The organism is Bordetella genomosp. 8 (assembly GCF_002119685.1).
GTDB lineage: Bacteria > Pseudomonadota > Gammaproteobacteria > Burkholderiales > Burkholderiaceae_B > Bordetella_C.
In genome coordinates, this window is record NZ_CP021108.1 from 2,810,914 (window position 1) to 2,831,787 (window position 20,874).

At 66.3% G+C, this 20,874-nt stretch carries 17 protein-coding genes; 14 read left to right on the forward strand and 3 right to left on the reverse strand.

Annotated features, from left to right (window positions below; all coding sequences use genetic code 11):
- Nucleotides 1-13 precede the first annotated feature (13 nt).
- The 3 genes from CAL12_RS12845 to CAL12_RS12855 are packed head-to-tail and all read right to left on the reverse strand — an operon-like array spanning nucleotide 14 to nucleotide 2,936.
- The gene (locus CAL12_RS12845) at nucleotides 14-1,303 is read right to left on the reverse strand and encodes an aromatic ring-hydroxylating dioxygenase subunit alpha (protein ID WP_086064792.1); all 1,290 of its coding nucleotides are present in this window, start codon (nucleotides 1,301-1,303) and stop codon (nucleotides 14-16) included.
- Nucleotides 1,304-1,339: 36 nt separating this feature from the next.
- Nucleotides 1,340-2,620, reverse strand: coding sequence for an NAD(P)/FAD-dependent oxidoreductase (locus tag CAL12_RS12850; protein ID WP_086064793.1), 1,281 nt, complete (start codon nucleotides 2,618-2,620; stop codon nucleotides 1,340-1,342).
- Between the two features lie 4 nt (nucleotides 2,621-2,624).
- On the reverse strand, nucleotides 2,625-2,936 hold the full coding sequence (locus CAL12_RS12855) for a non-heme iron oxygenase ferredoxin subunit (protein WP_086064794.1): 312 nt from the start codon (nucleotides 2,934-2,936) through the stop codon (nucleotides 2,625-2,627).
- Between the two features lie 388 nt (nucleotides 2,937-3,324).
- Here CAL12_RS12855 and CAL12_RS12860 point away from each other — a divergent pair, with 388 nt between their 5' ends.
- The 14 genes from CAL12_RS12860 (at nucleotide 3,325) to CAL12_RS12925 (ending at nucleotide 20,853) form a co-directional block, all read left to right on the forward strand.
- Nucleotides 3,325-4,428 carry a TRAP transporter substrate-binding protein gene (locus CAL12_RS12860; protein WP_086064795.1) on the forward strand — a complete coding sequence of 368 codons (1,104 nt, stop codon included), beginning with the start codon at nucleotides 3,325-3,327 and terminating at the stop codon, nucleotides 4,426-4,428.
- Between the two features lie 28 nt (nucleotides 4,429-4,456).
- A complete protein-coding gene (locus CAL12_RS12865) occupies nucleotides 4,457-6,853 on the forward strand; it encodes a xanthine dehydrogenase family protein molybdopterin-binding subunit (protein ID WP_086064796.1) in 2,397 nt (798 codons plus the stop codon).
- Between the two features lie 7 nt (nucleotides 6,854-6,860).
- Nucleotides 6,861-7,703: an FAD binding domain-containing protein gene (locus CAL12_RS12870; RefSeq protein WP_086064797.1), complete on the forward strand. Its 843-nt coding sequence runs from the start codon at nucleotides 6,861-6,863 to the stop codon at nucleotides 7,701-7,703.
- Nucleotides 7,700-8,881, forward strand: coding sequence for a xanthine dehydrogenase family Fe-S subunit (locus CAL12_RS12875; RefSeq protein ID WP_086064798.1), 1,182 nt, complete (start codon nucleotides 7,700-7,702; stop codon nucleotides 8,879-8,881). Before CAL12_RS12870 ends, CAL12_RS12875 begins: the two co-directional genes overlap by 4 nt.
- A gap of 115 nt (nucleotides 8,882-8,996) precedes the next feature.
- Nucleotides 8,997-10,031: an ABC transporter substrate-binding protein gene (locus CAL12_RS12880; RefSeq protein ID WP_086064799.1), complete on the forward strand. Its 1,035-nt coding sequence runs from the start codon at nucleotides 8,997-8,999 to the stop codon at nucleotides 10,029-10,031.
- Nucleotides 10,028-10,813, forward strand: a complete 786-nt coding sequence (locus tag CAL12_RS12885) for an ABC transporter ATP-binding protein (protein ID WP_086064800.1) — start codon at nucleotides 10,028-10,030, stop codon at nucleotides 10,811-10,813. The genes CAL12_RS12880 and CAL12_RS12885 overlap by 4 nt, the downstream gene beginning before the upstream one ends.
- Nucleotides 10,810-11,583, forward strand: a complete 774-nt coding sequence (locus CAL12_RS12890; protein ID WP_086064801.1) for an ABC transporter permease — start codon at nucleotides 10,810-10,812, stop codon at nucleotides 11,581-11,583. The genes CAL12_RS12885 and CAL12_RS12890 overlap by 4 nt, the downstream gene beginning before the upstream one ends.
- Before the next feature lie 44 nt (nucleotides 11,584-11,627).
- Nucleotides 11,628-12,263, forward strand: coding sequence for a TRAP transporter small permease subunit (locus CAL12_RS12895; RefSeq protein WP_086064802.1), 636 nt, complete (start codon nucleotides 11,628-11,630; stop codon nucleotides 12,261-12,263).
- A 1-nt stretch (nucleotide 12,264) separates the two neighbouring features.
- A complete protein-coding gene (locus CAL12_RS12900; RefSeq protein ID WP_086063273.1) occupies nucleotides 12,265-13,932 on the forward strand; it encodes a TRAP transporter large permease in 1,668 nt (555 codons plus the stop codon).
- A 195-nt stretch (nucleotides 13,933-14,127) separates the two neighbouring features.
- Nucleotides 14,128-17,052, forward strand: a complete 2,925-nt coding sequence (locus tag CAL12_RS12905; protein WP_086064803.1) for a molybdopterin oxidoreductase family protein — start codon at nucleotides 14,128-14,130, stop codon at nucleotides 17,050-17,052.
- A gap of 13 nt (nucleotides 17,053-17,065) precedes the next feature.
- A complete protein-coding gene (locus tag CAL12_RS12910) occupies nucleotides 17,066-17,812 on the forward strand; it encodes a 4Fe-4S dicluster domain-containing protein (RefSeq protein ID WP_086064804.1) in 747 nt (248 codons plus the stop codon).
- 47 nt (nucleotides 17,813-17,859) lie between these two features.
- A complete protein-coding gene (locus CAL12_RS12915; RefSeq protein ID WP_086064805.1) occupies nucleotides 17,860-18,801 on the forward strand; it encodes a dimethyl sulfoxide reductase anchor subunit family protein in 942 nt (313 codons plus the stop codon).
- A 43-nt stretch (nucleotides 18,802-18,844) separates the two neighbouring features.
- Complete coding sequence (locus CAL12_RS12920; RefSeq protein ID WP_086064806.1) at nucleotides 18,845-19,807, forward strand: NADP-dependent oxidoreductase; 963 nt, start codon at nucleotides 18,845-18,847, stop codon at nucleotides 19,805-19,807.
- Between the two features lie 137 nt (nucleotides 19,808-19,944).
- Nucleotides 19,945-20,853 carry a helix-turn-helix transcriptional regulator gene (locus CAL12_RS12925; protein ID WP_086064807.1) on the forward strand — a complete coding sequence of 303 codons (909 nt, stop codon included), beginning with the start codon at nucleotides 19,945-19,947 and terminating at the stop codon, nucleotides 20,851-20,853.
- Nucleotides 20,854-20,874 lie beyond the last annotated feature (21 nt).

The window sequence follows — 20,874 nt, forward strand, 5'->3', positions numbered from 1 at the left end:
CCTGCTTGATTGATCAAAGTCCCATGACCGAGCGGTAGTAGGCATACATGGACCGGATCGCCGCTTCCGATATCAAGGTATTCGACGTGCCGAGCTTGTTGGATTCGAGTTTCAGCACGTTCATATCGGTGGTCGAGCGGCGCACGCCTTCCTGCACGAACTTCATCGCCTCGTTGTCCTCCAGTCCCAGGAAGCCGGCCGGTCCCATCAGGTTGCCCTGGCGCAGGCGATGGCGGGTCATCTCCGGCGTGTCGTCCTCATAGCCGAACATGGTCCATTGCATGATCATGCTGTCCGGCCCGTTCGGAACGATGTGGCGCACGCCCAGCGTATTCATTTCACGCTGCACGATCAGGTTGGGCCAGATGGTCTGCATGGTGACCGACCAGGGCGAATCGAATTCTTTGACGAACTCCAGGAAGCGGTCGTCGCGCAAGCGCAGGCCGTCATGGAAGGACCGCATTTCCTTCTTGTTCTCTTCGCTGACGCTGGCGTACTTGTCCTCGCTCTTGGCCGACGCCATGGTGCCGTGCCGGCCGTGCACGCCGTCCACCAGCATGGCGGACTTGTTGCCGGCGACCAGCAGGCCAAAGACCACCAGGAAGGAATGCAGCAGCGTGGCGTGGTAGGGATCCTTCAGGTTTTCGTGATACATCTTCCAGTTGCAGGGCAACTCGTTGCGGTAGTAGCCCAGTATTTTCAGCGGCTTGCCCGGGAAGACGGTATCGAAGTCGGCCAGGATCTCCGGCGTCAGGTATTCGTCGATCGGCTCGACGTCGGCCACGTACGACGCGAAGACCACGCCGTGGCGCGTGGTCACGTGCAGCCGCCGCAGCCCGTGGTCGTCATTGCGGAAGTCCTTGGGCATGCCGCCTTCCTTGTTGACGCCGCGCTTGAAGGGGATGCCTTGCAGATTGCCCTTCAGGTCATATGACCATTGATGGTAGGGACATACGAACTCCTTGGTATTGCCCTGCGAATTGCGGCAGAACTCGGCGCCGCGGTGGGCGCAGCGGTTCTCGAAGACGTGGATGGAGCCGTCGTCCGCGCGCGAGACCACCACGGGCGTGGGCCCCACGTAGGATCGCTTGTAGTCGCCGGGATTGGGGATTTCCGCTTCCAGCGCGACATAGTTCCAGCTGCGCCCGCGAAAGATCCGCTCCATCTCGCGTTCGTAGATCGCGTTGCTGGTGTAGATCCAGTCAGGGATGGCATGCAGGGCATCTTCGGGCCAGCTGCATTGCGCCAGCTCGGCGTCCTTGGCGGCGTCCGTGCGGCCGATCACGGTTTGGGATTGGTACATATAAGCTCCTTGCGCGATGCATGACGCCGGCTTGGTTCAAGCCGGCGTGGCGGCCTGCTGGCAGGCCTTGATCCAGGGTTTCAGGGTGACGTTCACGTCAGCGAAGCTGCCGGGGTCGATACGGATACCGCGTTCGAACAGGACGCGCAGCTGGCGCAGATCCGCCGCCGCGTTGATGGCGACGCCGTGCACCGGTACGCCGTCGCGATGGCCCAGCCAGACAAGTTTGGGCGCGCTGTCTTCGGGCATGGCCGATCCGCGACACACGTAGGCGAGTCCCGCTACCGGCATGCCCAGCATCTGGATGTTGCAGCCGAACTGGTCGGTCCAGAACCAGGGGTAGGGCGCGGGCGGAGGATCCGCGTCCAGCATCGCGGCGGCGGCGACGCGGGCCTGTTCGTTGGCGTTCTGCCAGGATTCCAGCCGCGCGTGGCGGCCCAGCAGATCGCGATGCTGGCTGGCGCAATCGCCGATGGCCAGAACGTGTGGATCGGCGGTGCGGCAATGGGCGTCGACGCGTATGCCGCCGTTGTCGGCATCGATCTCCAGTCCGGCCGCGCGTGCCAGCGCGACGTCGGGTTGCAGGCCGACCGCGACGACGATGGCGTCGGCCGGCAAGGCGACGCCGCTGTCCAGCGATAGGCCGCCCGCGGGCGCATCGGGCGTGGGAGGCAGTATCGCCGCGATACGCGCGCTCAGGTGCAGCCTGGCGCCCAATGCGGCGGCGCGCGCGGCCAGCCAGGCGGCGAGCGGGGCGGGCAGGGCGTTGGGCAGCAGCCGGTCGGCGCTTTCGACTACTGCCACGTCGGCGCCGCTCTCCAGCGCGGTGGACGCGATTTCCAGGCCGAGAAAGCCGCCGCCGACCACGGCCACGCGGGCGCCCGCGCGCAGGCAGGCGCGCAGGCCGCGCGCGTCGTCCAGCGTGCGCACGTAGTGCACGCCGGGCATGCCGGGCGGCAGGGAAGGCAGCGTCCGCGCCTGGCCGCCGGTCGCCAGCAGGCAACGGTCGTAGGGCAACCGGGCCCCGTTCGACAGGCTGATCCGGCGCTCGGTACGGTCCAGCGCAAGCACTTCGACACCGCGCAGCAGGGTGATGTCCTGCTCCGCGTAATAGGCCTCCGCATGGATAGCCGCGGCGGCTTCCGCCGCCGCGTCGCGCAGCACGGCCTTGGACAAGGGCGGGCGTTCATACGGCGGATGGAATTCGCGGCCGACCAGCGTCAGCTTTCCCGCATAGCCCTGCGTGCGCAGGGCTGCCGCGGCCATGGCGCCACCCTGGCCGGCGCCGATGATCACGATGGAGTCGGGGGCAGCCATGCGTTCACTCGGAAACGTCGGCAAGCACGTCGTTGCCTTCCACCTTGACGGGGTAGATCTGGATATCGCGCGTGGCGGGCGCGCACATCGCCTTGCCGGTGCGGATGTCGAAGCGCGCCTGGTGCAGCGGGCATTCGATACAGCCATCTTCCAGATAGCCATCCGACAGCAGCGCGTAGGCATGCGTGCATACGTTGTCGGATACGAAGAATTCGCCCTCGCTGCGATAGAGCGCCAATTGCTTGCCGCCGGCTTCGACCGCCATCACCTCATCGTCTTCCAGCGCGTCCGTCGATGCGATTTTCATCCAGTTCATATCATTCTCGTCAGTATGCTGAGTAATTGTTGTCAGTGTACTGCTCATAAAAAGCCGCGCATTCCTAGGGATTTCCCTGGCTCTCGCGCAAACGTCGGGCAGGCGTCGGACGGCGCGCCGCGAACAGGCGCGCGATGAAGGGAAAACCCTGTATTTACGTGGTCTGGCGTGGTGCGCTGATGTGCCGCCACGGCGCATCGATGAGCCATTCTGGCGCATACATGGCGGGCCTCGCGGCGTCGTCGGCATACTCGGGTAATCATCGTTGACACTCCAAAATTCTCTCAGTATGCTGACTAACAAGTCAGTGTACTTACGTTTTTTTCAACGTAGTCGCGCACGTCCGGATGCGATGTGCCCACGGTCAATGAGTCCAGGAGCCAGAGTTATGCAACGACGCCGTTTTCTTACGCAGGCTGCAGGGGCCGCGGGCGCGGGTTTGGCGGCGGTCGCCGCGCCCGCGGTGGCGCAGGCCAATCCTTCCGTGCGCTGGCGCATGTCCACCAGCTGGCCCAAGAGCCTCGACACCATCTACGGTTCGGCCGATGAGATGTGCAAGCGCGTCGCGCAACTGACCGACAACAAATTCGAGATCCGCGCGTTTCCTGGCGGCGAGCTGGTGCCGCCCGCGCAGAACATGGACGCCGTCAGCAACGGAACGGTGGAGTGCAATCATGTGCTGAGCACGGCGTACATAGGCAAGAACACCGCATTGACCTTCGACACCGGCCTGTCCTTCGGCCTGAACGCGCGCCAGCACAATGCGTGGATCCACTATGGCGGTGGGCTGGAACAGTTGCGGACGCTGTACAAGAAGTACAACATCGTCAACCACGTCTGCGGCAACGTCGGCGTGCAGATGGGGGGCTGGTACCGCAAGGAAATCAAGTCGGTCGCCGACCTGAAGGGCCTGAACATGCGTATCGGCGGGATCGGCGGCATGGTGCTGTCCAAGCTGGGCGCGGTGCCGCAGCAGATTCCGCCGGGCGACATCTATCCGGCCCTGGAAAAGGGCACCATCGACGCCGCGGAATGGATAGGCCCGTACGACGACGCCAAGCTGGGCTTCAACAAGGTCGCGCCTTTCTATTACTCGCCGGGGTGGTTCGAAGGCAGCGCATCCATTACCAGCATGGTGCACGACAAAGCCTGGGAAGCGCTGCCGGCTTCCTACAAGGCGGCGTTCGAATGCGCGGCGGGCGAGCAGACCATGCGCATGCTGGCCAACTACGACGCCCGCAATCCGCAGGCGCTGCGCGGCCTGATCGCCAACGGCGCCAAGGTGCGTTATTTTCCCAAGGAAGTGATGGATGCCGTCTACAAGGCATCGCAGGAATTGTGGGAAGAGCTGTCCGCGAACAATCCCGACTTCAAGGCCTTGTACCCCGGCTGGAAGAAATTCCAGCAGGACGAGGCGGGTTGGTTCCGTGTGGCGGAAAGCGCCCTGGACAACTACACCTTCGCCGAGGTGGCAAGGACGCAGTCCAAGTAAGCGGAAGCATGCGGCATAGGGGAACAGAATGACGGTGGAACACGGCAGGTCCGTCAAGCCCGAAGGCGTGGGCGCGCGCGTGCCTCGCAAGGAGGACGCGCGCCACCTGCACGGCAAGGGCAACTTCGTCGCCGATATGGCGATGCCCGGACTGTGCGAGGTGGCGTTCCTGCGCAGCCCGCTGGCGCATGCGCGCATCGCCGCCGCGCGGGTGGACGACAGCGTGGCGGCCTGCGTGGTGCTGCGGCCGGACATGGCCGACTGCAAGGACATCGTCGCGGACTCGACGCTGCCTACCTACCAGCCCTCGGCCCAGCCGCCGCTTGCCAGCGGCAAGGTCAGGTTCGTCGGTGAACCGGTCGCCATGGCGTTCGCGCCGACGCGTGCCGAGGCCGAGGATCATATCGAGCTGGTCGATATCGACTATGACGACCTGCCCGTCTATGCGGACGTGTACTCGGCGCAAGCGGCCACCGGCGAACTGGTGCATGAAGACTGGAAGGACAACGTCTTCGTCACGCTGAGCGCGGACCGCGAATTCGACACGCTGGCCGCCCAGGCCGACGTCGTGGTGAACCGGCGCATGCGCCTGGCGCGGCAGTGCATGGTGCCGATGGAAGGCAAGGCCGTCCTGGCCTATTGGGATCACCAGGCCGACCAGCTGGTGGTCTACAGTGCCACCCAGGTGCCGCACATGATACGTACGGTGCTGGCTGAATGCCTGGGGCTGGAGCAGGGGCGCGTGCGGGTGATCTCGCCGGACGTGGGCGGCGCCTTCGGCTACAAATGCGTGCTGCAGCAGGAAGAACTCTGTATCGCCTGGCTGGCCAAGACCTACAAGCGTCCCTTCCGCTTCATCGAGGACAGGCGCGAGCACCTGACCGCCGGCGCGAATTCGCGCGAGCATCATTATGAAATGACCGCCTACACCGACCGGCGCGGCAAGCTGCTGGCCCTGGATGCGCGGATCACTATCGACGGCGGCGCGTATTCGGTATGGCCTTTCACGATAGGGCTGGAGCCTGGGCAGGCGGTGGGCAATCTGCCGGGGCCCTATGCCTTTCGTGGCTACCGCTGCGTGACCCGCGCCGTTGCCACCAACAAGCCCGGCTTCGTGCCGTATCGCGGCGTGGCGCGCACGGGCGTCTGCTTCGCCATCGAATTGATGATGGACGCGATCGCCCGCGAGGTCGGCCGCGAGCCTTGGGAAGTGCGCCTGGACAATCTCGTGCAGGCAGAGCAGATGCCCTATGTGAACGTCGCCAACAAGCACCTGGACAGCGGCGACTATCCGGCCAGCCTGCGCAAGGCGCTGGAGATGATCGATGCGCCGGGCGTGCGTGCGCGGCAGGAACGTGGCGAGTCCGACGGCCGCCTGATCGGCCTGGGTGTGGCGACCTATACGGAACAGGCCGCGCACGGCACGTCCGTATTCGCCACCTGGGGTACGCCCGTGATACCCGGCTTCGACCAGGCCACCGCCCGCATTACGCCGGACGGCGGGCTGGAAGTCAGGGTGGGGGTGCATTCCCATGGGCAGGGCATGGAAACCACCTTCGCCCAGATCGCCAATGAAATCCTGGGCATTCCAGTGGCGCGCATCAAGGTGCTGCATGGGGATACCGGCCAGACGCCTTATTCCACGGGCACCTATGCGTCGCGGTCGCTGGTGATGTCGGGCGGGGCGGTGTCGCAGGCGTGCAAGCGGCTGTTGCCGCGCGTCATGCACATCGCGGCGCACCTGCTGCAGACGCCGGAAGAGCAGTTGAGCGTGGGCGATGGCCGCTTCGTGGTGGGCAGTGCCCCCGACCGGGCCGTGTCCATGGGCGACATCGCCGATGCCTGGTACCTGAAGCCGCATCTGCTGCCGCCGGACGTCGATCCGCTGGGCCTGGAAGTCACCGTTGGGTACAAGCCCAAGGTGGATACTGGCTGCTTCACCTATGCCAGCCAGGCCGCCACGGTGGCGGTGGATCCGGCCACCGGGGGCGTCGAGATCCTGGACTATGTCGTGGTGGAAGACTGCGGCACGATGATCAATCCCATGGTGGTCGAAGGCCAGACCATGGGCGGCATCGCCCAGGGCATAGGCACGGCGTTCTACGAAGAGACGCCGTACGACGCCAATGGCCAGCCGCTGGCATCGACGCTGGCCGACTACATGCTGCCCGGGCCGACAGAGATCCCGCATATGCGCATGCACCACTTCGAGACGCCTTCGCCCCACACGGAATTCGGTGCGAAGGGCATGGGCGAAGGCGGCGCCATCGCGCCGCCGGCGGTGCTGTTCAACGCGGTCAATGACGCGCTGCGCGCGCTGGGTGCCGCCGAGCTGGCACAGACGCCCCTGACGCCATACCGCGTGCTGCAGGCCATCGCGCAGGGCAGCGAGCGCGAAAAGAACAGCCAGCCCAAGGCGGCCTGAGACATCGATGAAAGCGGCGAAATTCGAATACATACGCGCCACCTCGGTGGCGCAGGCGCTGGATGCGCTCGGCGCACATGGCGGCGCGGCCAAGCTGATGGCCGGCGGCCAATCGCTGGGACCCATGTTGAATCTGCGGCTGGCCCGGCCCGCCGTGGTCGTCGATATTTCCGGACTGCGGGATCTGCGCGGCGTCAGCCGTGACGGCGATACGGTGCGCGTAGGCGCCGGCGTGACGCACGCGGAGATCGAGGACGGCGTGCATCCGGCGCTGCGCGACTCACCGATGCGCGCCGTGGCTGCCGGCATTGCCTACCGTGCGGTGCGCAACCGCGGCACGCTGGGCGGCAGCCTGGCGCACGCGGATCCGGCCGCGGACTGGGTGGTGGCAATGGCCGCGCTGGGCGCGCGCATCGAACTGGCTGGCCCGCGCGGCGTGCGCCATATCGAGGTGGACGGCCTGATGCAGGGCGCCTACACGACCGCGGTAGGGGAAGACGAACTGATACAGGCCGTCCACGTTCCCGCCGGAGGACCGCGGGCGCGCTGGGGCTACTACAAGTTCTGCCGCAAGACGGGCGAGTTCGCCGAAGCCAGCTGTGCCGCCTGGTTCGACCCCGCCACCGGCCAGGCGCGTATCGCGCTGGGCGCGTTGGACGGGCCGCCGCGCCTGCTGCTGTCCTTGGCCGCGCGCGTTGCGCAGGCCGGCGCCGCGGCGCTGGACCCGGTGGAAATCGCGCGGGAAGTGGCCGACGCCATGCCCGGCAAGGATGAGGCGCATCGCCAGTTGCATGCGGCGGCGGTCGGCCGCTGCCTGGCGCAGGCGACCGGTAAAGGATTGCAGACATGACGCAGATCACGATGGAAGTGAACGGCCGCCAGGTGGCCGACGAAGCGCCGCCGCGCATGCACCTGGGTGATTTCCTGCGCGACAAGCTGCGCCTGACGGGTACGCACCTGGGCTGCGAACATGGCGTGTGCGGCGCGTGTACGGTGCTGGTGGACGGCGAACCGATCCGGTCCTGCATCTCGTACGCGGTGGCCTGCGAAGGACGCCGGGTGACGACGATCGAAGGCTACGACGCCGATCCGGTCATGCAGCGTCTGCGCGAGGCCTTTACGCGCCACCACGCGCTGCAATGCGGTTATTGCACGCCTGGCATGCTGGCGACGGCGCGCGACATCGTGATGCGCCTGCCGGAGGCGGACGAAGCGCGCGTGCGCGTGGAGCTGTCGGGGAATCTTTGCCGCTGCACCGGGTATATGGGGATCGTGGCCGCTGTGATGTCCGTGCTGGCCGGCCTGCGTGATTCGCCCGATGCGGAAGTGGAGCGCATGCGGGCCGCCTTGCGTGGCGGACAGGGCGCGGCGCCCGCGCCGGCGCAGCCGGTGGTGTTCGAGGCTTTCGCGGCGAAGGCCGTCGCGACCGCGGCCGGCCTGTCCGGTTCGGCCGGTGCCGACGCCGCGCCGGCCACCGGCAAGACCAATCAGATCGACGGCGGCTTCGACGTGCCGTTTCCGCCGGACCAGGTGTGGGCATTCATGACCGACTTGCCGGCCGTCGCGGCCTGCCTGCCGGGGGCATCCATCCAGGAACAGCAGGGCGAACGGGTCAAGGGCACGATATCAGTGAAGTTCGGCCCCATGCGTGCCGCCTTCAACGGCGCCGCGCGCCTGGACCGCCACGACGCCGCCATGCGCGCGGTCTTCCGCGGCGCGGGCCAGGATACGGTCAGCCGGTCACGCGCCAATGGCGACATCACCTACCAGGTGCGCGACGCCGGCAATGGCGGCGCGCGCGTCGACGTCAATCTGGCCTATTCGCTGCAAGGCCCGCTGGCTCAGTTCTCGCGCTCGGGTCTGGTGCAGGACTTCGTGCGCAGGATGATCGCCGACTTCGGCGCCAACGTCGCGGCACGGCTGGGCGGCACGGCATCGGCGGAGCCCGTGCAGGCTTCCTTCAACGCATCTGGCATGTTCTGGCATGTCGTCTGGACGCGCATCAAGCGCTGGTTCGGCCAGGGCTGACGCCGCGCCGGACGTGAGGGGTTCGCCGGGGCGCTCGCCGCGCCGGCGTCATATCGAAGGCCTTCCGCGCACCGTCGCTTGCGGTTGCGCCCATAGGACATACAAGGGGAAGCTCATGCGAGCGAGCTTGGCAGTCGCACGTCGCCACGTTTTGAAGGGCCTGGCCGGCCTGGCCTTGGGCGCCGCCGCCATGGCCGCGGCCGCGCAGGGTACCGAGCCGCTGAAGGTACGCCTGGACTGGACGCCTTGGGGCGTGCAGGCGCCTTTCCACCTGGCGCAGCAGAAGGGCTGGTACAAGCAGGCGGGCCTGGACGTCACGCTGGAAGACGGCAACGGTTCCGTCACCACCGTGCAGATCGTCGGATCCAGCGGCACCTTCGACGTGGGGCATGCCGCGTTGGCGTCCATGATGATCGCGCGCGATAAAGGCCTGCCGGTCAAGGCTGTGGCGGTTTTCGCGCGGCAGAGCGATATCGGCCTGCTGGTGCCCGCGGACTCGGGCATCACCGGGCCCGCCGCATTGAAGGGCCGCAAGATCGCCTACACCGCGGGCTCGCTGGAAGCACCGTTCATCGACGCATTCCTGGCGGCGGGCAATCTCAAGCGCGGCGACGTCGAACTGGTGAACGTGGACGCCGCCAGCAAGGCGTCCACCTACGCGGTCGGCCGCGCGGATGCGGCGTTTTCCACCATCCCGTTCTTTCTTCCCGTGGTGTCGCAGACGCGTCCGTCCACGGCGGTGCGCTTCGCCGACTATGGCCTGAACATGCCCAGCTTCGGCTTGTTCGCCACCGAGGAAAAACTGCAATCGCGCGGCGAGGCCATCGGGCGCTTCGCCAGCGTGACCGCGCGGGCCTGGGAATACATCTACGCCGGTCATGAGGAAGAAGCGGTGGACGCCGTGCTGGCGCAGCGGCCGCAGGCGCGGCTGGACCGCAAGGTGCTGCGCGGCCAGATCGACGCGCTCAAGCCTTATTTCGGCAGCATGTCCGCCGGCGTCCGGATCGGCGCGCCCGTGCCGGACGATTGGGTGCAGGCGGTGAAGACCTTGTCGTCGGTGGGTCTGATAAGTGCCCAGGCGGACCCGGCCGGCTTCTACGCCACGGGCCTGGTGCATCCGGAACGCTATGACGCCATGGTGGGCAAATGAGCAACGCCGCCGTGTCGGCGCGCGGCGTCGCCAAGCGATATCCCGGCGAGCGCGGCGTGCGCGCGCTGGACTCGGTGTCGGTGGAACTGCCGCCGGGCCGTTTCGTCAGCATCCTGGGGCCCAGCGGTTGCGGCAAAAGTACTTTCCTGCGCTGCGTGGCCGGCCTGGAAACCATCAGCGAAGGCGAATTGCGTGTGGAAGGCTGGCCGGTGAAGGGGCCTCCCGACGGCATCGGCATGGTGTTCCAGCGCGATGCCTTGCTGGACTGGCGCAGTATCCGCCGCAATGTGCTGCTGCCCATCGAGTTCGCCCATAAACCCCTGGCGGCCTATGCCGCCAAGGCGCGGCAACTGCTGGAGCTGACCGGGCTGCAGGATTTCGCCGATAGCTATCCGCATGAATTGTCGGGCGGCATGCGGCAGCGCGCCGCCATCTGCCGCGCCTTGATCGACGACCCGAAACTGCTGCTGATGGACGAACCGTTCGGCGCGCTGGACGCGCTCACGCGTGACCAGATGAACGTGGAGCTGCAGCGCATCTGGCTGGAAACGCGCAATACCGTGTTGTTCGTCACCCATGGCATCGCCGAAGCGGTATTCCTGGGAGATACGGTGATCGTGTTCTCGCCGCGTCCCGGGCGCATCGTCGAAACGCTGGAGATCGACCTGCCGCGCCCGCGGCCGCTGTCGGTGCGGGAGTCGCCGGAGTTCGGCGCCTATGTGCGGCATATCCGTGGCCTGTTCGAGGACATGGGCCTGATCGACGAGAGGAACCACGCATGAAGGCGTCGTCCCGCAAACTGGCGCACGGCGCCGCCGGCGCCGGCTCGCTGGTCCTGTTCCTGCTGATATGGGAGGCAGCCGTACGGCTGCTGCACGTCAAGCCCATTATGCTGCCGCTGCCGTCGAAGATAGGCGTGGAGCTGTTCAACGACGCCGGCTGGTACGCCGGCCAGGCCGGCTATACCTTGATGACCACGCTGGCCGGCTTCGCGCTGTCGGTGCTGGGCGGCGTGGGCGTCGCGGTGTTGCTGGTGGGATCCCGCTGGTTCGAGAGCGTGCTGCAGCCCCTGATCGTCGCGCTGAACAGCGTGCCCAAGGTCGCCGTCGCGCCCTTGTTCGTGATCTGGCTGGGCACGGGCGCGGAGCCCAAGATCGCCATCGCCTTCCTGATCGCCGTCTTTGCCATCATCGTGGACACGGTGCACGGCCTGCGTTCGGTGCCCAAGGACATCCTGGACCTGGGCCGCGTATTGAAAGGATCGCGGCGCGACTTTTTCTTCAAGGTAAGCCTGCCGTGCGCGCTGCCGTCCATCCTTGCCGGGATGAAGGTGGCGATTTCGCTGGCGCTGGTGGGTGCCATCGTCGGCGAATTCGTGTCGTCGCAGAGCGGCCTGGGCTATGTGATCATGACCGCGCAGGGCACCTTCGATACCGTACGCGTGTTCGCCGCGCTGTTCGTGCTGGCCTTCATCGGCCTGGCCCTGTTCGGCGCGCTGGCGTGGCTGGAACGCAAGGCGACGCCTTGGCGCCATCATCAGGACGACCGCTGACGGGTCGCCGGCGCCGGAAAAAACATCATGAGAAGGGGAACACAATGCAATCGTTGATGGCCCTGTCGCGTCTGATCGACGCGATAAACCTGCGCGTGGGCCGCGCGGTCACCTGGGTGACGCTGCTGGTGGTGCTGGTCAGCGCCGGCAACGCGGTGGTGCGCAAGGTATTGCACACCAGTTCGAATGCCTGGCTGGAGCTGCAGTGGTATATGTTCGGGGCCATGTTCCTGCTGGCCTCGGGCTATACGCTGCTGAAGAACGAGCACGTGCGCGTGGACATCCTGTCCTCGCGCCTGCCGCGGCGCCAGCAGATCTGGATCGAGATCTTCGGCGTGGTGTTCTTCCTGCTGCCGGCCTGCGTGCTGATCCTGGTGCTGTCCTGGCCGGTGTTCGTCGATTCCTTCGTCACCAACGAACAGTCGTCGAATTCGGGCGGGCTGGTGCGTTGGCCGGTCAAGCTGCTGATACCGGCGGGTTTCGCGCTGCTGGTATTGGCGGGGGTGTCGCACCTGATCAAGTGCGTGGGGTTCCTGCTGGGCCGCTGCGACGATCCTGGCAGGCGCGAGGGCGCGCGGTCTGCCGAAGAGGAGCTGGCCGAGGAGATCGCCCGCGAGGCACAGGCGCGTGAAGCCGCGGCCTTGGCCGAGACGGGCGCCACGCGGAAGGGGGAGCGCTGAAATGGAATTCCTGATCGCCAACCTCGCCCCCATCATGTTCGCCACCCTGGTGGTGTTCCTGCTGCTGGGCTTTCCCGTCGCCTTCGCGCTGGCGGCCAACGGCATCCTGTACGGCCTGATCGGCATCGAGCTGGGGCTGCTCACGCCCGCGCTGTTCCAGGCCCTGCCGCAGCGCATCTTCGGCATCATCTCCAACGACACGCTGCTGGCGGTGCCGTTCTTCACCCTGATGGGCCTGGTGCTGGAGCGATCCGGCATGGCCGAGGACCTGCTGGAGACCATCGGCCAGCTGTTCGGCACCGTGCGCGGCGGCCTGGCCTTTGCCGTGGTGTTCGTCGGCGCCATGCTGGCGGCGACCACCGGCGTGGTGTCGGCCTCCGTCATCTCGATGGGCCTGATCTCGCTGCCCATCATGCTGCGCTACGGCTACGACCGGCGCCTGGCCAGCGGCGTGATCGCCGCCTCGGGCACGCTGTCGCAGATCATCCCGCCGTCGCTGGTGCTGATCATCCTGGCCGACCAGCTGGGCCGCTCCATCGGCGACATGTACCGCGCGGCCATGGTGCCGGGCTTCGTGCTGGCGGGCCTGTACATCGTGTACATCGCCATCATGTGCGTGATCAAGCCCGCGTCCGCGCCGGCGCTGCCGGAAGAGGCGCGGCGCTTTCGCGAAGACAACGGCACGCGCGGCGGCCGGTCGCTGCTGGTGCTGATGATCATCTCGGTGACGGTGGCCTGGGCGCTGGGCCAGTGGATGGAGAACGACACGGCGCCGGCCGACGAGCGCATCGTGCTCAGCCTGCTGCTGTGGGGCCTGACCGCCTTTGTCATCGCCATCGTCAACAAGGCGCTCAGGCTGGGCCTGCTGTCGGCGCTGGCCGAACGCGTCACCTTCGTGATGATCCCGCCGCTGTTCCTGATCTTCCTGGTGCTGGGCACCATCTTCATCGGCGTGGCCACGCCGACCGAGGGCGGCGCGATGGGCGCGGTCGGCGCCATCGCCATGGCCCTGGCGCGCAAGCGCCTGACCCTGGACCTGATGAAGCAGGCCATGGACACCACCACCAAGCTGTCCTGCTTCGTGGTGTTCATCCTGGTGGGGTCGACGGTGTTCGGGCTGACCTTCCGCGGCGTGAACGGCGACCTGTGGGTGGAGCATCTGCTGACCGGCCTGCCGGGCGGGCAGTGGGGCTTCCTGATCGTGGTCAGCGTGCTGACCTTCGTGCTGGCGTTCTTCCTGGATTTCTTCGAGCTGGCCTTCATCATCGTGCCGCTGCTGGGGCCGGTGGCCGAGAAGATGGGCATAGACCTGATCTGGTTCGGCGTGATCCTGGCGGTGAACATGCAGACGTCCTTCATGCATCCGCCTTTCGGCTTCGCGCTGTTCTACCTGCGCTCGGTCGCGCCCAAGGATCCGTACAAGGACAAGGTCACGGGCCGCACGATCGCGCCGGTGACCACCGGGCAGATCTACTGGGGGTCGGTGCCCTTCATCGTGATCCAGCTGCTGATGGTGGCGATGGTCATGCTGATGCCCGCGATGGTCATGCACTACAAGGGCGACCAGTCGCAGGTCGACCCGTCGTCGGTGAAGATAGACGTGCAGGGCGGCTACGGCGGCAGCGTCTACGGCAACGATAGCGGCGACGCCGGCGCCCTCTTCAAATAAGCCATCGAAAAAGCGTGGAAAGGCGAGGCGGATCAGGGTTTTCCCTGGTTTTGCCTCGCTTCTTAATTACTTTATCGGATTTGCTTATAACCAGAATACGAAACGGCAATTTTTGTTCCGCGCACCCCCTGCGTATCATCGGTCCCCGAAAGGCGACCCGCCCCGGCCGCCGTCGGAAAGGGAAGGAACCGCCGCATGGAACATGGACATCGCACACAGCGCGAGAACCTGGAGGTCAAGAACACGACCTGTTATATGTGCGCCTGCCGTTGCGGCATCCGCGTGCATTTGCGCGATGGCGAGGTGCGCTATATCGACGGCAACCCCGACCATCCGCTGAACCAGGGGGTCATCTGCGCCAAGGGCTCCTCCGGCATCATGAAGCAGTATTCGCCGGCGCGCCTGACCCAGCCGCTGCGGCGCAAGCCGGACGCTGAGCGCGGCACGGCGCAGTTCGAGCCCATATCCTGGGAAGAGGCGCTGTCCTTGCTGGAAACGCGGCTGGCCCATCTGCGCGCCACCGATCCGCGCCGCTTCGCGCTGTTCACCGGCCGCGACCAGATGCAGGCGCTGACCGGCCTGTTCGCCAAGCAGTTCGGCACGCCCAACTACGCGGCGCACGGCGGCTTCTGTTCGGTCAATATGGCGGCCGGCATGATCTATACGATGGGCGGATCGTTCTGGGAATTCGGCGGCCCGGACCTGGACAACGCCCGTCTTTTCCTGATGATAGGCACGGCGGAAGACCACCATTCCAATCCGCTCAAGATCGCCATTTCCAAGTTCAAGCGCGCGGGCGGGCGTTTCATCGCCATCAACCCGGTGCGCACCGGCTACGCCGCCGTGGCCGACGAATGGATACCCATACGACCCGGCACCGACGGCGCGCTGTTCATGGCCCTGATCCACGAGCTGATCGAAAGAAACGCCTACGACCATGACTTCGTTTCGCGCTATACCAATGCCGGCGAGCTGATCGACCTGCGCGAGGACAGCGACACTCATGGCCTGTTCGTGCGGGACCCGTCCAGCCCGGAGGTCAATGCGCTGTTCCCGCAGAACCGCATGTGGTGGGACAAGCATACCGATCGCGCCGTCGTGAACCACGCGCCGGGCGCCGAACCCATGCTGGACGGCCAGTACACGCTGGACGACGGCACGCCGGTGACGCCGTCCTTCACCCGCCTGCGCAAGCGCGTGGCGTCCTGTACGCCCGAGTGGGCGGCCGGCATCACCGGCATCGACGCCGGGACGATACGCCGGCTGGCCGACGAATTGATCCAGGTGGCGCGCGACCAGAAGATCGAGTTGCCCATACGCTGGACCGACGCCTGGGGCGTCGAGCATGAATCCGTGCGCGGCGCGCCGATTGCCTTTCACGCGATGCGGGGACTGGCCGCCCATTCGAACGGCTTCCAGAGCATTCGCGCCTTGTCCATCCTGATGTCGCTGCTGGGCACCATAGACACCCCGGGCGGCTTTCGTCACAAAGCCCCGTATCCCCGCGCCGTGCCGCCTTCGGCCAAGCCGCCCAACAAAGCCAGCGACGTGCAGCCCAATACGCCGCTGCCCAACGGCCCGCTGGGCTGGCCGGCGACGCCGGAAGACCTGTTCATCGACGAGCAGGGCGGTCCCGTGCGCATCGACAAGGCGTTTTCCTGGGAATATCCGCTGGCCGTGCACGGCATCATGCACAGCGTGATCACGAATGCCTGGCGCGGCGATCCCTATCCCATCGATACGCTGCTGATTTTCATGGCCAATATGGCGTGGAATTCGTCGATGAACACCGTGGAAACGCGCCGCATGCTCACCGACCGGCGCGAGGACGGCGAATACAAGATTCCCTTCCTGGTCGTGTGCGACGCTTTCCAGTCGGAGATGACGGCCTTCGCCGACCTGATCCTGCCGGACACGACCTATCTGGAACGGCACGACGCCATGTCGATGCTGGACCGCCCCATTTCGGAGTTCGATGGGCCGGTGGATTCGGTGCGCATCCCCGTGGTGCCGCCGACCGGCGAGTGCCGGCCTTTCCAGGACGTGCTGGTCGAGCTGGCCGGCCGCCTGAAGTTTCCCGCCTTCACCCGGCCGGACGGCGGGCGCAAATTCAGCGACTACAAGGACTTCGTCGTCAACTTCCAGACCGCTCCCGATTCGGGCGTGGGCTTCCTGATGGGCTGGCGCGGCAAGGACGGCGACAAGGCGCTGGTGGGCGAGCCGAACCCGCGCCAGTGGGAGCAGTACGCCGAGAACAATTGCCACTACCACTACGTGCTGCCCGAAGGCATGCAGTACATGCGCAACTGCAACGGCCCCTACCTGAAGTGGTCGGTCGAGAACGGCATGCGCAAGTTCGGCACGCCCATCGTGATCCAGCTGTATTCGGACGTGATGCAGAAATTCCGCCTGGCGGCGCAGGGCAAGACCAGCGGTCGCCAGCCGCCCGACCATCTGCGCGCGCGCATCGAACGCTATTTCGACCCCGTGCCGTTCTGGTACGAACCGATCGAGCGAGAAGTCACCGATACCGAGGCCTTTCCGTTGGCCGCGGTGACCCAGCGTCCCATGGCCATGTATCACTCCTGGGACTCGCAGAACGCCTGGCTGCGGCAGATCCACGGCGAGAACTATCTGATGGTGAATCCGCGCACCGCGGGCGCCCAGGGCATCGAGGACGGCGCCTGGATCTACGTCGAGTCGCCCTGGGGCAAGGTGCGCTGCATGGCACGCTACAGCGAAGCCGTCGAACCCGGCACCGTGTGGACTTGGAACGCCATCGGCAAGGCCGCCGGCGCATGGAACCTGGGGCCGGACGCCAACGAGTCGCGCCGCGGTTTCCTGCTGAACCACCTGATCACCGACGAGCTTCCGGCCGGCCGGGATGGCGTGCCGGGCAGGATATCGAACTCCGATCCCATCACCGGGCAGGCAGGCTGGTATGACCTGCGGGTGCGCATCTATCCCGCCGAGGCGGATGCCGACTTCACGCTGCCGCAATTCGCGCCCATGCAACCCCTGCCGGGTTCGCTGAATGTCGTCACGCGGGTGGTGCAGACCTATTTCGCCGGCAAGGGCGAATTCCTGGCCCGCCTGCGCCGCGCCGCCTCGAACAAGTAAGCAAGGACACGACATGACCCAGATGGCTTTGGTGATAGACCTGAATGTATGCGTGGGGTGCCATGCCTGCGTGACCAGTTGCAAGGAGTGGAATACCTCCGGCGAAGCGGGCAGCCTGGCCGACGAGCGCGCCTACGATGCGGATCCCAGCGGCAATTTCTTCAACCGCGTGCAGACCTACGAGGCGGGGGAATTCCCGCTGACCGATACGATCCATTTCCCCAAGTCCTGCCTGCATTGCGAGGACCCGCCCTGTGTGCCGGTGTGCCCGACGGGCGCGAGCTACAAGCGGGAAGCGGACGGCCTGGTGCTGGTCGACTACGACAAGTGCATCGGCTGCAATTACTGCGCATGGGCCTGTCCCTACGGCGCCCGCGAACTGGATCCGCAGCGCAAGGAAATGACCAAGTGCACGCTGTGCTCGGATCGGATCGGCAATACCGCGCTGCCGGAACGGGACCGCAAGCCCGCCTGCGTGCTGGCCTGTCCGACCTCGGCGCGCCTGTTCGGCGACATCCATGACCCGGACTCGGAAGTGTCGCAGGCGATACGCGAACGCGGCGGCTACCAGTTGATGCCGGAGTGGGGCACCCAGCCGGCCAATCACTATCTGCCGCGGCGCAAGACGGAGTCGGCCACGAGCGCGGGGCAGGGTTGCGGTTCGGGCGCCTGCTCATGCGCGACGAAGCCCGCAACGGACATCCAGGGGCAACTGGACAGCGGCCGCCTGGACTTGGCCGCCGTCGCGTCGTCCCACTGACATCGGTTTGCCGGCATCGCGGCAAGCGCAAGAAACAAGGAGTATCCATGCGGCCACCATTCTCGGTCGTTTTTCTGACTACGTTGTGCGGCGCCGCGCAAGGCTTGCTGATCGCGCTGGTCGCGATGGAGCTGGCGGCGGCCGCGGGCTCGCTCGCCATGCCGTCGCAGGGATTTTTCGTGGCGGGCGCCGGAGCGGCCTGCGTGCTGGGGGCGCTGGGCCTGTTCGCGTCCTTTTTCCATCTGGGACATCCGGAACGGGCATGGCGCGCCATCGCCATGTGGCGGACGTCGTGGTTGTCGCGTGAATGCCTGGCCGTGCCGGCTTTCCTGCTGCTGGCCTTTCTTTACGGCCTGGCCCATGCGCTGGCGTTTCCCTATACCCTGGCCGTCGGCATCGTCGGCGTGGCCGCCGCCGCGGTGCTGTTCGTGTGCACGGCCATGATCTACGCCTGCCTGCGCTTCCTGCAGGAATGGGCCAGCCCCTTCACCTTGGTGAACTTCGTGCTCCTGGGTTGCGCGTCGGGTTTCACCCTGGCCACGCTGATCGCGGCGGTCTGGGCGGCGCCGCTGGTGGTCGTGCTGGGACCGTGCGCCTGCGTCCTGATCGCCGGGAGCTGCATGTCGCGCATGGCATCACTGGCGCGCAACGCCCGCCTGCACCCGAAGTCGACCTTGCAGAGCGCCACCGGTATCCGGTCGGACAAGCTGACCCAGAAGTCGCAGGGGTTTACCTCCAGCTCCTTCAATATGCGTGAGTTCTTCCATGGGAAGAGCACGGCCATGTTGGCGACGGTGAAGACGGCCTTCGTGCTGGGGGCCTTCGTCATCCCCTTCATCCTGGTCATGCTGGGCTCGACGGCGGCGGCGTCCATCGCCGTGCTGGCGGTGGCCTTCGTGGTCCAGTACCTGGGGCTGCTGGCCGAGCGCTGGTTCTTCTTCGCCGAGGCCAGGCACCCGCAGAACCTGTATTACCAGCGGGCGGCATAGCAATTGCGGCCGGGCAGTGTCGCACTGCCGTAAGGAGGCCGAAATGAGCCGGATGCAAGCCTATCGTATTCACCGCTTCGGGGGCCCGGAGGTCCTGCAGGAGGAATGGGTGGATATACCGGAGCCCGCCACGGGCGAAGGCCTGATACGCGTCCTGGCGGCCAGCCTGAACCCCGTGGATTTCAAGACGCGGGAAGGAAAGTATCCCCTGGTGCGCGCCGATCGGTTGCCTTACATCCTGGGGCGCGACTGCGCGGGCGTCCTGGAGGAAACTCGGCAACGGGTGCCGGGCATCGAGCCGGGCGACGCCGTCTACGCCTTCGTGGGCCAGGGGCAGGGGGCATACGCGCAGTTCGTGACCGTGCCGCTGGAAGGTATCGCCCGCAAACCCTTGTCGCTGGACTTCGCCACCGCGGCGGCCGTGCCGCTGGCCGGGCTGACCGCCTGGCAGGGCATCTTCGACCACGGCGGGTTGAAGGGTGGCCAGCGCCTGCTCATCCACGGCGCGGCGGGCGGCGTCGGGCATTTTGCCCTGCAGTTCGCCAAGGCCAGGGGCGCTGAGGTTTTCGTGACGGCTTCCGGCGACAGCGCGGAATTCCTGCGCGGCCTGGGCGCGGATCGCGTCATCGACTACAAGACCGAGGATTTCCAGCGGGAGGTCGGCGACATCGACGTAGTGTTCGACCTGATCGGCGGCGAAACCCAGGAGCGCTCCTGGACCGTGCTGAAGGACGGCGGCGCGCTGATCTCGACGCTCAACGAGCCGTCACAGGAGCGCGCGCGCCAGAAAAACGCCCGCGCCGCCCGCTACACCGCGCGCCCCGACGGCCGTCAACTGGCCCAGATCGCCGACCTGATCGACCGCGACAAGGTCCGCGTGCATGTGACGGGCGTCTTCGACTTCGCCCAGATGGAGCGCGCCCAGCGGCAACTCGAGCAAGGCCACAACCGCGGCAAGCTGGTCGTGACCCTGGCGCCTCGGCCCGACTCGGCGGACGGGCAGTAGTCGCGACCTGTGCCGGCCCGCAGCTGGTAGAGGCGGCCGGACGCATTCCTTTCTGTGCTGAAATCACGATATCCCATGTCAGCCTAGGCGACACGCCGCGTGATGCGGCATGGGAGTTCAGCAAATAGGGGAGGTGAATGCGTACAGCCGGCGCGGATTCTGATCCTGGCCTGTCGATGGATGTTGTCGGTCAATTGATCGAAGAGGCCGGGACCCGGCGGTCGCTGGACGTCCTGTTCGATGCGTTGGCGGACATGGTGCCGTTCGAGATGGTGTCGGTGCTGGTGTATCGGGGCCGGGGGCGGCCGATTCTTCTGTATGACAACTTCGACGGGGCCGCGTATCGGCAGGGCCTGGACAACTATCTGCGGTTTTCCTACGTGTTGAATCCCTGCTACCAGGCCTATCTGGGTGGGCTGCGCAGCGGAGTGATGCGGATCCGCGACCTGCTTGCCAGCGGCGGGAATGCGGCCGCCTCCGGGTCGACGGGCGGGCCGGCTCCGGAGGCCGTGGAAGCCGCGCCGGTCGCGATTTCCGACGAGGAGGAAATCGGCTACGTCACGGTGGGCTGGCCGCCGAATCGGGCGGAGGTCCTGGCCCTGGTCCCGCTGCCCGGCGACGCCGCCGCCGAGGTCGGATTGCTGCGTCCGCATGCGGCGGGCGGATTCGGCGAACGGGACCTGCGCTGCCTGCGCCAGTCGCATCCCGTCATGGCCGCGGTCATCGCCAGGTACTGGCGCGAGCATAGCGATGCCGCGGCGGACGCCGGCACCGGCGCGCCGCCGGACACCCGCATCGACACCGCCTTCGACGATTTCGGCAAGCCGAGGTTGAGCAACCGGGAAGCCCAGGTTGTCCGCATGGTGCTGCAAGGCCATTCTTCGGAATCGATAGGCTTGCACCTGGGCATCTCCATCACCACGGTCAAGACGCACCGCAAGAACGCCTATGCCAAGCTCGGCATTTCCACCCAGTCGGAGCTGCTCTCGCTGTTCCTGAAGACGGCCCGCCTCCTCCCCGGGGAGGATGTCGCAAGCAGCGGCTAGGGCACATCATTAGCCCCTTTT

Excerpts from the sequence above, each read along its gene's own strand:
- CAL12_RS12875 (WP_086064798.1), top strand. The coding sequence starts at position 7,700 with ATGACGCAGATCACGATGGAAGTGAACGGCCGCCAGGTGGCCGACGAA.
- CAL12_RS12845 (WP_086064792.1), bottom strand. The coding sequence starts at position 1,303 with ATGTACCAATCCCAAACCGTGATCGGCCGCACGGACGCCGCCAAGGAC.
- CAL12_RS12915 (WP_086064805.1), top strand. The coding sequence starts at position 17,860 with ATGCGGCCACCATTCTCGGTCGTTTTTCTGACTACGTTGTGCGGCGCC.
- CAL12_RS12865 (WP_086064796.1), top strand. The coding sequence starts at position 4,457 with ATGACGGTGGAACACGGCAGGTCCGTCAAGCCCGAAGGCGTGGGCGCG.
- CAL12_RS12910 (WP_086064804.1), top strand. The coding sequence starts at position 17,066 with ATGACCCAGATGGCTTTGGTGATAGACCTGAATGTATGCGTGGGGTGC.
- CAL12_RS12885 (WP_086064800.1), top strand. The coding sequence starts at position 10,028 with ATGAGCAACGCCGCCGTGTCGGCGCGCGGCGTCGCCAAGCGATATCCC.
- CAL12_RS12890 (WP_086064801.1), top strand. The coding sequence starts at position 10,810 with ATGAAGGCGTCGTCCCGCAAACTGGCGCACGGCGCCGCCGGCGCCGGC.
- CAL12_RS12900 (WP_086063273.1), top strand. The coding sequence starts at position 12,265 with ATGGAATTCCTGATCGCCAACCTCGCCCCCATCATGTTCGCCACCCTG.
- CAL12_RS12895 (WP_086064802.1), top strand. The coding sequence starts at position 11,628 with ATGCAATCGTTGATGGCCCTGTCGCGTCTGATCGACGCGATAAACCTG.
- CAL12_RS12850 (WP_086064793.1), bottom strand. The coding sequence starts at position 2,620 with ATGGCTGCCCCCGACTCCATCGTGATCATCGGCGCCGGCCAGGGTGGC.
- CAL12_RS12855 (WP_086064794.1), bottom strand. The coding sequence starts at position 2,936 with ATGAACTGGATGAAAATCGCATCGACGGACGCGCTGGAAGACGATGAG.
- CAL12_RS12905 (WP_086064803.1), top strand. The coding sequence starts at position 14,128 with ATGGAACATGGACATCGCACACAGCGCGAGAACCTGGAGGTCAAGAAC.
- CAL12_RS12880 (WP_086064799.1), top strand. The coding sequence starts at position 8,997 with ATGCGAGCGAGCTTGGCAGTCGCACGTCGCCACGTTTTGAAGGGCCTG.
- CAL12_RS12920 (WP_086064806.1), top strand. The coding sequence starts at position 18,845 with ATGAGCCGGATGCAAGCCTATCGTATTCACCGCTTCGGGGGCCCGGAG.
- CAL12_RS12870 (WP_086064797.1), top strand. The coding sequence starts at position 6,861 with ATGAAAGCGGCGAAATTCGAATACATACGCGCCACCTCGGTGGCGCAG.
- CAL12_RS12925 (WP_086064807.1), top strand. The coding sequence starts at position 19,945 with ATGCGTACAGCCGGCGCGGATTCTGATCCTGGCCTGTCGATGGATGTT.
- CAL12_RS12860 (WP_086064795.1), top strand. The coding sequence starts at position 3,325 with ATGCAACGACGCCGTTTTCTTACGCAGGCTGCAGGGGCCGCGGGCGCG.